6 protein-coding genes and 3 rRNA genes are annotated in these 10,982 nt (G+C 65.5%); all 9 read left to right on the forward strand.

Translation table 11 applies throughout. The features are described from left to right. Window positions 1-90 precede the first annotated feature (90 nt). Complete coding sequence (locus tag IF73_RS0114550; protein ID WP_031007585.1) at window positions 91-1,728, forward strand: ABC transporter substrate-binding protein; 1,638 nt, start codon at window positions 91-93, stop codon at window positions 1,726-1,728. Next, window positions 1,725-2,717 (forward strand): ABC transporter permease, encoded by a 993-nt coding sequence (locus IF73_RS0114555; RefSeq protein ID WP_031007588.1) that lies wholly within the window; start codon window positions 1,725-1,727, stop codon window positions 2,715-2,717. Before IF73_RS0114550 ends, IF73_RS0114555 begins: the two co-directional genes overlap by 4 nt. Continuing rightward, window positions 2,710-3,546, forward strand: coding sequence for an ABC transporter permease (locus tag IF73_RS0114560; protein ID WP_031007590.1), 837 nt, complete (start codon window positions 2,710-2,712; stop codon window positions 3,544-3,546). Before IF73_RS0114555 ends, IF73_RS0114560 begins: the two co-directional genes overlap by 8 nt. Then, window positions 3,543-4,535 carry an ABC transporter ATP-binding protein gene (locus IF73_RS0114565; protein WP_051716788.1) on the forward strand — a complete coding sequence of 331 codons (993 nt, stop codon included), beginning with the start codon at window positions 3,543-3,545 and terminating at the stop codon, window positions 4,533-4,535. The genes IF73_RS0114560 and IF73_RS0114565 overlap by 4 nt, the downstream gene beginning before the upstream one ends. Further along, window positions 4,528-5,199 (forward strand): ABC transporter ATP-binding protein, encoded by a 672-nt coding sequence (locus IF73_RS0114570; RefSeq protein ID WP_031007595.1) that lies wholly within the window; start codon window positions 4,528-4,530, stop codon window positions 5,197-5,199. The genes IF73_RS0114565 and IF73_RS0114570 overlap by 8 nt, the downstream gene beginning before the upstream one ends. A 118-nt stretch (window positions 5,200-5,317) precedes the next feature. After that, window positions 5,318-5,512, forward strand: a complete 195-nt coding sequence (locus IF73_RS0114575; RefSeq protein WP_031007597.1) for a hypothetical protein — start codon at window positions 5,318-5,320, stop codon at window positions 5,510-5,512. Window positions 5,513-5,865: 353 nt separating this feature from the next. Beyond that, a 16S ribosomal RNA gene (locus tag IF73_RS0114580) occupies window positions 5,866-7,437 on the forward strand. 272 nt (window positions 7,438-7,709) lie between these two features. After that, window positions 7,710-10,799: ribosomal RNA gene (locus IF73_RS0114585) — 23S ribosomal RNA — on the forward strand. Window positions 10,800-10,875: 76 nt separating this feature from the next. Beyond that, a 5S ribosomal RNA gene (gene rrf / locus IF73_RS0114590) occupies window positions 10,876-10,982 on the forward strand; the annotation flags it as partial.

Genomic DNA, 10,982 nt, shown 5'->3' on the forward strand with positions numbered 1-10,982 from the left:
CCTACCCCACCCGGGGCCCCGTCGCACCCGTGAGGTTTAATTGCGAGTTGTTCGCAATAACAGTTGATCTTCAAAAGGGGTGTGGGCACGATGGCCGCCCGAACCGTCCGCCGCGCGACCGCCGCGACCGTCACCGGGGCCCTCGCCCTGGCCACCGCGGCCTGTACCAACCCCGGCGCCGACACCGCCGGCCCCGCCGGACCCAAGGACTCCGCCGTCGTCGGCATCGCCTACGAGCCCGACACCCTCAGCCCCCTCCTCGGCTACGGCAAGGACGGCAACTCCAAGATCTTCGACGGGCTCCTCGCCTTCGACGCCGACATGAAGCTCAAGCCGGCCCTCGCCCGCACGCTCCCGCACATCAGCGACGGCGGACTCACCTACACCTACACCCTCCGCGACGACGTCACCTTCAGCGACGGCGCCCCCTTCACCGCCAAGGACGTCGTCTTCACCTACAGGTCGATCCTCGACCCGAAGACCAACAACCCCTCCCGCACCGAACTCGACGCCCTCAAGAGCGTCGAGTCCGTCGGCGACGACACCGTGGTCTTCCGCCTCAAGTACCCCTACGCGCCCTTCGCCGAGCGCACCGTCCACGCCATCGCCCCCGAACACGTCGCCGGCCGGCAGGACGTCAACACCGGCGCCTTCACCACCCACCCCATAGGCACCGGCCCCTACGTCCTCACCGGCTGGTCCAAGGGCGAGAAGCTCACCTTCAAGGCCAACCCGAAGTACTGGAACGGCGCCCCCGCGGTGAAGAAGTTCACCATGGCGATCATCAAGGACGACGACGTCCGCGCCACCCGCCTGCGCGCCGGCGACCTCGACGGCGCCATCCTCCCGCCCAACCTCGCCGCCGGCTTCCAGAACGACAAGGCCAAGCGCACCTACGCCGCCAGGACCTACGACTACCGCACGGTCACCCTCCCCACCCACAACCCCGTCACCGGCGACACCGCCGTCCGCCGCGCCCTCGACATCGCCGTCGACCGCCAGACCATGGTCGACAAGATCCTCGAAGGCGCCGGCAAGCCCGCCTACGGCCCCGTCCCCACCGACAGCCCCTGGTTCGCGAAGGGCACCGAACGCCGCCACGACCTCGCCGGCGCCCAGAAGATCCTCGACGAGGCCGGCTGGAAGCCCGGCCCCGACGGCGTCCGCGCCAAGAACGGCGTCCGCGCCTCCTTCCCCCTCTGGTACCTCTCCGGCGACAAGCTCCGCCAGGACCACGCCCTCGCCTACGCCTCCGACGCCCGCAAGGCCGGCATCGAGATCAAGACCCAGGCCGGCACCTGGGAGGTCATCGAACCCCGCATGAAGACCGACGCCGTCCTCGCCGGCGGCGGCGCCCCCGGCGACCCCGACTTCGACCAGTACCTCCTCCTGAAGTCCACCCTCGCCGGCGACGGCTTCAACAACATGGCCTGGTACGCGAACGACACCGTCGACCGCGCCCTGGAGGACGGCCGCCGCACGAACGACGAGACCAGGCGCAAGGCCGCGTACGACACCGTCCAGCGCGAACTCGTCAAGAACCCCGGCTACACCTTCCTCACCCACATCGACCACCTCTACGTCGTCGACGACGCCTGGACCTCCGACGCCAAGGGCGCCCCCCTCACCACCCAGGTCGAACCCCACGACCACGGCCTCGCCGCCGGTCCCTGGTGGAACGTCGAAGCCTGGCAGCCCAAGAAGAACACCGGAGACACGAAGAAGTGAGCCGCCGCCTCCCCTGGGGGGCCATGGCCCGGATGACGGGACGGCGCGCCCTCGCCGCCGTCCCCGTCCTCCTCGGCGTCACCCTCGCCGTCTTCGCGGTCGCCGAAGCCTCCCCCTTCGACCCCGTCAAGGCGTACGCCGGCACCGCCGGCCTCACCGCCTCGCAGGAGAACCTCGACCAGCTCCGCCACAACCTCGGCGTCGACCAGCCCTTCCTCACCCGCTGGTGGGAGTGGCTCACCTCGGCCGCCACCGGCGACCTCGGCGACTCCGCCGTCATGCGCCGCCCCGTCGCCGACGTCATCACCGAACGCCTCGGCTGGTCCGTCCTCCTCGCCGTCACCGCCTTCCTCGTCGCGATCACCCTCGGCACCCTCCTCGGCGTCCTCGCCGGCCGCCGCCGCGGCGGCCTCCTCGACCGCGCCGTCAGCGCCCTCGCGTACACCCTGGAAGCCGCCCCCGCCTTCTGGCTCGGCCTCCTCGCCATCTGGTTCTTCGCCCTCGAACTCGGCGCCCTCCCCGCCGGCGGCCTCACCGACACCGCCAGCGACACCGTCACCCCCGACCAGGTCGCCCGCCACCTCGTGCTGCCCGCCCTCGTCCTCGGCGTCTCCCAGCTGCCGTGGTTCTTCCTCTACGTCCGCCAGGGCGTCGGCGACGCCCTCGACGAGGACCCGGTACGCGGCGCCCGCGCCCGCGGCCTCGCCGAACGGACCGTCCTCACCGGCCACGCCCTGCGCTCCGGCATGCTCCCGATGCTCACCCTCATCGGCTCCCGCGTGCCCGAACTCATCACCGGAGCCCTCCTCGTGGAGACCGTCTTCAGCTGGCCCGGCATCGCCGCCGCCACCGTCCAGGCCGCCACCGCCGTCGACTTCCCGCTGCTCGCCGCACTCACCGTGCTCGCCACCGCGGCCGTCCTCCTCGGCAACCTCCTCTCCGACCTCCTCTACGGCCTCGCCGACCCGAGGGTGGGCTTCGATGGCTGACCCCCGCACCCACCGCCTCCGCCTGTGGACCTCCGCGACCGTCGTCGGCGCCGTCGCCCTCGCCGTCCTCCTCGTCCCCCCGCTCGTCCACCTCGACGAACAGGCCGTCGACCTCTCCCAGAAGCTCCTCCCGCCCTCCTGGGACCACCCCTTCGGCACCGACGACGTCGGCCGCGACCTCCTCCTCCGCTGCGTTTACGGCCTGCGGATCTCCCTGCTCGTCGGCCTCGTCGCCGCCCTCGTCGCCACCGTCCTCGGCACCGCCGTCGGCGCCGCCGCGGGCGCCCTCGGCGGCTGGACCGACCGCACCCTCATGCGCCTCGTCGACGCCTTCTCCTCCGTCCCCCACCTCCTCCTCGGCATCTTCGTCGTCGCCCTCTTCCGCCCCGGCGTCTGGCCCGTCATCGCCTCCGTCGCGGTCACGCACTGGCTCTCCACCGCCCGCATCGTCCGCTCGGAGGTCCTCTCCCTCCGGACCCGCCCCCACATCGAGGCCGCCATCTCCGGCGGCGCCTCCCGCCGCCGCGTCGCCACCCGCCACCTGCTCCCCGCGGTCCTGCCCCAGGCCGGCCTCGCCGCCGTCCTGATGGTCCCGCACGCCATGTGGCACGAGTCCGCCCTCTCCTTCCTCGGCCTCGGCCTCCCCAGCCACCAGGCCAGCCTCGGCAACCTCGTCCAGTCCGCCCGCTCCTCCCTCCTCGCCGGCGACTGGTGGCCCACCCTCTTCCCCGGCCTCTTCCTGATCGTCCCCACCCTCGCCATCGCCGGCCTCGCCGGCGTCTGGCGCGACCGCCTCAACCCCCGCCGCCGATCGGAGCTGATGCTGTGAACGCCCGCCTCGCGCGCGCCCTCGACGCCGTCACCGCCGAACGGGCCGAGGACGCCCTCCTCAGCGTCCGCGGGCTCACCGTCCGCTTCCGCCTGCGCGGCGGCCGCACCGTCGCCGCCGTCACCGACGCCGACTTCGACCTGGCACCGGGGGAGTGCCTCGCCCTCGTCGGCGAGTCCGGCTGCGGCAAGTCCGTCCTCGCCTCCGCCCTCCTCGGCCTGCTCCCCGCGAACGCCGAGACCAGCGGTACCGCCCTGCTCGACGGCACCGACCTGCTCACCGCCGACGAGAAGACCCTCGCCCGATCCGTACGCGGCCGGCGCGTCGGCCTCGTACCCCAGAGCCCCGCCGCCCACCTCACCCCCGTCCGCACCGTCCGCGCCCACCTGGACGAGACCGTCCGGGCCCTCACCGCCACCCCGCGCTCCGGCCGCCGCAAGGCCGCAGAGGACGCCGCCGAACGTGCCGCCTTCCCCGCCACCCACCTCGACGCCTACCCGCACGAACTCTCCGGCGGCCTCGCCCAGCGCGCCGCCACCGCCCTCGCCCTCATCGGCGACGCCCCCCTCCTCCTCGCCGACGAACCCACCACCGGCCTCGACCGCGACCTCGTCGAACGCACCGCCGACGAACTGCGCCGCCACGCCGACGACGGCCGCGGACTGCTCCTCATCACCCACGACCTGACCGCCGCCGCCCGCATCGCCGACCGCGTCGCCGTCATGTACGCCGGCCGGATCGTCGAGATCGCCCCCGCCCACCGCTTCTTCGGCCCCACCGGACCCGACCACCCCTACGCCCGCGGCCTCCTCGACGCCCTCCCCGACCGGGCCTTCACCCCCATCCCCGGCATGCCCCCCGAACTCTCCGACCTCCCCGAAGGCTGCGCCTTCGCCCCCCGCTGCGCCCGCGCCACCGACCGCTGCGCCACCGCCCCGGCCCTCCGCGCCGGCGTGGCCTGCCACCACCCGGAGCGACCCCGTGCTTGAACTCGACTCCGTCACCGCCGGCTACGACCCCCGCAGGCCCGTCTTCCGCGGCGCCTCCCTCACGGTCGCCCCCGGCGAGGCCGTCGGCCTCCTCGGCCCCAGCGGCTGCGGCAAGTCCACCCTCGCCCGCGTCGCCGCCCTCCTCCACCGCCCCGACGCCGGCCGCCTCGTCCTGGACGGCACCGAGGTCACCGCCTGGCGCCACCGCGCCCCCCGCGCGCAGCGCACCGCCGTCGGCGTCGTCTTCCAGCAGCCCCGCACCGCCGCCGACCCCCGGCTCACCCTCGCCGACCTGATCGCCGAACCCCTCCGCGCCACCGGTCGCAAGGCGGAGGCCGCCGACCGCGTCGCCGAGCTGGCCCCCGCCGTCGGACTCACCCCCGAGCTCCTCACCCGCCGCCCCCACGCGGTCAGCGACGGCCAGCTCCAGCGCGCCTGCCTCGCCCGGGCGCTCAGCCTGGAGCCCCGCTGGCTGGTCTGCGACGAGATGACCGCCATGCTCGACGCCTCCACCACGGCCGCCCTGGTCGCCGCCGTCGAGACCTACCGCGCGCGGACCGGCGCCGGCCTCCTCGCCGTCGGCCACGACCGCGTCCTCCTCAACCGCTGGTGCGACCGCACGGTGGAGTGGCAGGACTGCCTGCCGCCCCACATCCGTGCATGATCCTTTCTCCTTTCACCCGGATGGCCGCCCTGCCGTTCCCCCGGACGGATCGCCCATTCCGCCACACTGTCCGCCGAACGCCGCAATTCCGGTGCGGCAGAAGAAGGACGTGAGAGCGATGGCCGTTTCCGTTTCCGTCGTGGTGCTGCTCCTCGTACTGGCCGTGATCTTCCTGCGCAGCGGCGGCCTCAAGGTCACCCACGCCGTCGTCTGCGCCCTGCTCGGCTTCTTCCTGGCCGGCACGAGCATGGCCCCCACCATCCAGAACGGCGTGGCCGCCACCGCCGAGGTCGTGTCCAGCCTCCGGCCATGATCACCCGCAGGGGTCGTCCGACCTGCGGGGTTGACACGGTCCCGTCCGATCCGTAATGTTTCGTGGGCTGTCCGACGTGAGCACCGACTCCGGTCGGCCCCGGACGGCCATTCCGCAAGAACCACCGAACCTGATGATCGCGATTCCTCGCGTGTCGTTCTCGTTCTGCATTCCGTGCGTTTCTGCGAAATGAAGGAGCCGGATCCCCGATTCGCGTCGGGGGCGAGGAATCCGCTAAAGTCTCACTCGTCGGAACGGCCCAGCGGCCGGAAAGACAACCCCCTCTGACTGGGAATCAGACGCCGAAAGGATCTGATAGAGTCGGAAATGAAGGAAGCGCCCGGAGGGCCTGGAAACAGGAACGAAGGAAGCGTTCGCACCTTGAGAACTCAACAGCGTGCCAAAAATCAACGCCAGATTAGTTGATACCCCGTCCAGCCGGTTTCGGTTGGTCGAGGTTCCTTTGAAACAAAACCTTCGGGGTGGATTAGTGGCGAACGGGTGAGTAACACGTGGGCAATCTGCCCTTCACTCTGGGACAAGCCCTGGAAACGGGGTCTAATACCGGATACGAGTTCGGGAGGCATCTCCTGGACTGGAAAGCTCCGGCGGTGAAGGATGAGCCCGCGGCCTATCAGCTTGTTGGTGGGGTAATGGCCTACCAAGGCGACGACGGGTAGCCGGCCTGAGAGGGCGACCGGCCACACTGGGACTGAGACACGGCCCAGACTCCTACGGGAGGCAGCAGTGGGGAATATTGCACAATGGGCGAAAGCCTGATGCAGCGACGCCGCGTGAGGGATGACGGCCTTCGGGTTGTAAACCTCTTTCAGCAGGGAAGAAGCGAAAGTGACGGTACCTGCAGAAGAAGCGCCGGCTAACTACGTGCCAGCAGCCGCGGTAATACGTAGGGCGCAAGCGTTGTCCGGAATTATTGGGCGTAAAGAGCTCGTAGGCGGCTTGTCACGTCGGGTGTGAAAGCCCGGGGCTTAACCCCGGGTCTGCATCCGATACGGGCAGGCTAGAGTGTGGTAGGGGAGATCGGAATTCCTGGTGTAGCGGTGAAATGCGCAGATATCAGGAGGAACACCGGTGGCGAAGGCGGATCTCTGGGCCATTACTGACGCTGAGGAGCGAAAGCGTGGGGAGCGAACAGGATTAGATACCCTGGTAGTCCACGCCGTAAACGTTGGGAACTAGGTGTTGGCGACATTCCACGTCGTCGGTGCCGCAGCTAACGCATTAAGTTCCCCGCCTGGGGAGTACGGCCGCAAGGCTAAAACTCAAAGGAATTGACGGGGGCCCGCACAAGCAGCGGAGCATGTGGCTTAATTCGACGCAACGCGAAGAACCTTACCAAGGCTTGACATATACCGGAAACATCCAGAGATGGGTGCCCCCTTGTGGTCGGTATACAGGTGGTGCATGGCTGTCGTCAGCTCGTGTCGTGAGATGTTGGGTTAAGTCCCGCAACGAGCGCAACCCTTGTCCTGTGTTGCCAGCATGCCCTTCGGGGTGATGGGGACTCACAGGAGACCGCCGGGGTCAACTCGGAGGAAGGTGGGGACGACGTCAAGTCATCATGCCCCTTATGTCTTGGGCTGCACACGTGCTACAATGGCCGGTACAAAGAGCTGCGATGCCGCGAGGCGGAGCGAATCTCAAAAAGCCGGTCTCAGTTCGGATTGGGGTCTGCAACTCGACCCCATGAAGTCGGAGTTGCTAGTAATCGCAGATCAGCATTGCTGCGGTGAATACGTTCCCGGGCCTTGTACACACCGCCCGTCACGTCACGAAAGTCGGTAACACCCGAAGCCGGTGGCCCAACCCCTTGTGGGAGGGAGCTGTCGAAGGTGGGACCAGCGATTGGGACGAAGTCGTAACAAGGTAGCCGTACCGGAAGGTGCGGCTGGATCACCTCCTTTCTAAGGAGCACAGTACCGATTGCAGGCAAACGTAGCTCATGGGTGGAACGTTGATTAGTTGGCACGATCACGAGAGTCCTTCACCAGTACTGCTTCGGCGTGGAACGTGACGAGGTCTCAAGGGATCGTGCCTGGCACGTTGTTGGGTATCTGAGGGTACGGCCGTTAGGACGTATCTTCGCGATGCCGGCCCCAGTGAACCTGGTCTTTGTGATCAGGGTGATGGGTGGCCAGGGTGATGGGTGGCCTACACAGTGGACGCGAGCATCTGTGGCCAAGTTTTTAAGGGCGCACGGTGGATGCCTTGGCACCAGGAACCGGGGAGTCGTCAACCAGGCTTTGATCCGGGGGTTTCCGAATGGGGAAACCCGGCAGTCGTCATGGGCTGTCACCCACTGCTGAACACATAGGCAGTGTGGAGGGAACGAGGGGAAGTGAAACATCTCAGTACCCTCAGGAAGAGAAAACAACCGTGATTCCGGGAGTAGTGGCGAGCGAAACCGGATGAGGCCAAACCGTATGCGTGTGATACCCGGCAGGGGTTGCGCATGCGGGGTTGTGGGATCTCTCTTCTGTCGTCTGCCGGCGACAGGACGAGTCAGAAACCGTTGATGTAGTCGAAGGACATGCGAAAGGTCCGGCGTAGAGGGTAAGACCCCCGTAGACGAAACATTAGCGGCTCGTTTGAGAGACACCCAAGTAGCACGGGGCCCGAGAAATCCCGTGTGAATCTGGCGGGACCACCCGCTAAGCCTAAATATTCCCTGGTGACCGATAGCGGATAGTACCGTGAGGGAATGGTGAAAAGTACCGCGGGAGCGGAGTGAAATAGTACCTGAAACCGTGTGCCTACAAGCCGTGGGAGCGTCGGACACAAGCTTGCTTGTGTCTCGTGACTGCGTGCCTTTTGAAGAATGAGCCTGCGAGTTTGCGGTGTGTTGCGAGGTTAACCCGTGTGGGGAAGCCGTAGCGAAAGCGAGTCCGAATAGGGCGTTTCAGTAGCACGCTCAAGACCCGAAGCGGAGTGATCTAGCCATGGGCAGGTTGAAGCGGAGGTAAGACTTCGTGGAGGACCGAACCCACCAGGGTTGAAAACCTGGGGGATGACCTGTGGTTAGGGGTGAAAGGCCAATCAAACTCCGTGATAGCTGGTTCTCCCCGAAATGCATTTAGGTGCAGCGTCGTGTGTTTCTTGCCGGAGGTAGAGCACTGGATAGGCGATGGGCCCTACCGGGTTACTGACCTTAGCCAAACTCCGAATGCCGGTAAGTGAGAGCACGGCAGTGAGACTGTGGGGGATAAGCTCCATGGTCGAGAGGGAAACAGCCCAGAGCATCGACTAAGGCCCCTAAGCGTACGCTAAGTGGGAAAGGATGTGGAGTCGCAGAGACAACCAGGAGGTTGGCTTAGAAGCAGCCACCCTTGAAAGAGTGCGTAATAGCTCACTGGTCAAGTGATTCCGCGCCGACAATGTAGCGGGGCTCAAGCGTACCGCCGAAGTCGTGTCATTGCAGCAATAAGCCCCAACGGGTGCTGTGATGGGTAGGGGAGCGTCGTGTGCCGGGTGAAGCAGCCGCGGAAGCGAGTTGTGGACGGTTCACGAGTGAGAATGCAGGCATGAGTAGCGATACACACGTGAGAAACGTGTGCGCCGATTGACTAAGGGTTCCTGGGTCAAGCTGATCTGCCCAGGGTAAGTCGGGACCTAAGGCGAGGCCGACAGGCGTAGTCGATGGACAACCGGTTGATATTCCGGTACCCGCTTTGAAACGCCCAATATCGAGCCCATTAATGCTAAGCCCGTGAAGCCGTTCCGGACCCTTCGGGGAATGGAAAGTGGTGGAGCCGGCGAACCAAGGTGGTAGTAGGTAAGCGATGGGGTGACGCAGGAAGGTAGTCCAGCCCGGGCGGTGGTTGTCCCGGGGTAAGGGTGTAGGGCGTGTGATAGGCAAATCCGTCACACATATAGCCTGAGACCTGATGCCGAGCCGATTGTGGTGAAGTGGATGATCCTATGCTGTCGAGAAAAGCCTCTAGCGAGTTTCATGGCGGCCCGTACCCTAAACCGACTCAGGTGGTCAGGTAGAGAATACCGAGGCGTTCGGGTGAACTATGGTTAAGGAACTCGGCAAAATGCCCCCGTAACTTCGGGAGAAGGGGGGCCACGCCTGGTGATCGGATTTACTCCGTGAGCTGGGGGTGGCCGCAGAGACCAGCGAGAAGCGACTGTTTACTAAAAACACAGGTCCGTGCGAAGCCGTAAGGCGATGTATACGGACTGACGCCTGCCCGGTGCTGGAACGTTAAGGGGACCGGTTAGTGACCTTTCGGGGTTGCGAAGCTGAGAACTTAAGCGCCAGTAAACGGCGGTGGTAACTATAACCATCCTAAGGTAGCGAAATTCCTTGTCGGGTAAGTTCCGACCTGCACGAATGGCGTAACGACTTCTCGACTGTCTCAACCATAGGCCCGGTGAAATTGCACTACGAGTAAAGATGCTCGTTTCGCGCAGCAGGACGGAAAGACCCCGGGACCTTTACTACAGTTTGATATTGGTGTTCGGTTCGGCTTGTGTAGGATAGGTGGGAGACTTTGAAGCAGCCACGCCAGTGGTTGTGGAGTCGCCGTTGAAATACCACTCTGGTCGTGCTGGATGTCTAACCTGGGTCCGTGATCCGGATCAGGGACAGTGTCTGATGGGTAGTTTAACTGGGGCGGTTGCCTCCCAAAGGGTAACGGAGGCGCCCAAAGGTTCCCTCAGCCTGGTTGGCAATCAGGTGTTGAGTGTAAGTGCACAAGGGAGCTTGACTGTGAGACCGACGGGTCGAGCAGGGACGAAAGTCGGGACTAGTGATCCGGCGGTGGCTTGTGGAAGCGCCGTCGCTCAACGGATAAAAGGTACCCCGGGGATAACAGGCTGATCTTCCCCAAGAGTCCATATCGACGGGATGGTTTGGCACCTCGATGTCGGCTCGTCGCATCCTGGGGCTGGAGTCGGTCCCAAGGGTTGGGCTGTTCGCCCATTAAAGCGGTACGCGAGCTGGGTTTAGAACGTCGTGAGACAGTTCGGTCCCTATCCGCTGTGCGCGTAGGAATATTGAGAAGGGCTGTCCCTAGTACGAGAGGACCGGGACGGACGAACCTCTGGTGTGCCAGTTGTCCTGCCAAGGGCATGGCTGGTTGGCTACGTTCGGGAGGGATAACCGCTGAAAGCATCTAAGCGGGAAGCCTGCTTCGAGATGAGTATTCCCACCTCCTTGAGAGGGTAAGGCTCCCAGTAGACGACTGGGTTGATAGGCCGGATGTGGAAGCCCAGTAATGGGTGGAGCTGACCGGTACTAATAGGCCGAGGGCTTGTCCTCAGTTGCTCGCGTCCACTGTGTTAGTTCTGAAGTAACGAACTCCCAATCCGGTTGGTTGAGTTCAACTTCATAGTGTTTCGGTGGTCATAGCGTTAGGGAAACGCCCGGTTACATTCCGAACCCGGAAGCTAAGCCTTTCAGCGCCGATGGTACTGCAGGGGGGACCCTGTGGGAGAGTAGGAC

The sequence above is a fragment of the Streptomyces sp. NRRL F-5727 genome (assembly GCF_000719555.1).
Taxonomy (GTDB): domain Bacteria; phylum Actinomycetota; class Actinomycetes; order Streptomycetales; family Streptomycetaceae; genus Streptomyces.

Bases quoted from the DNA above. Each gene is read 5' to 3' on its own strand.
- IF73_RS0114550 (WP_031007585.1), top strand. From the start codon at position 91: ATGGCCGCCCGAACCGTCCGCCGCGCGACCGCCGCGACCGTCACCGGG.
- IF73_RS0114560 (WP_031007590.1), top strand. From the start codon at position 2,710: ATGGCTGACCCCCGCACCCACCGCCTCCGCCTGTGGACCTCCGCGACC.
- IF73_RS0114575 (WP_031007597.1), top strand. From the start codon at position 5,318: ATGGCCGTTTCCGTTTCCGTCGTGGTGCTGCTCCTCGTACTGGCCGTG.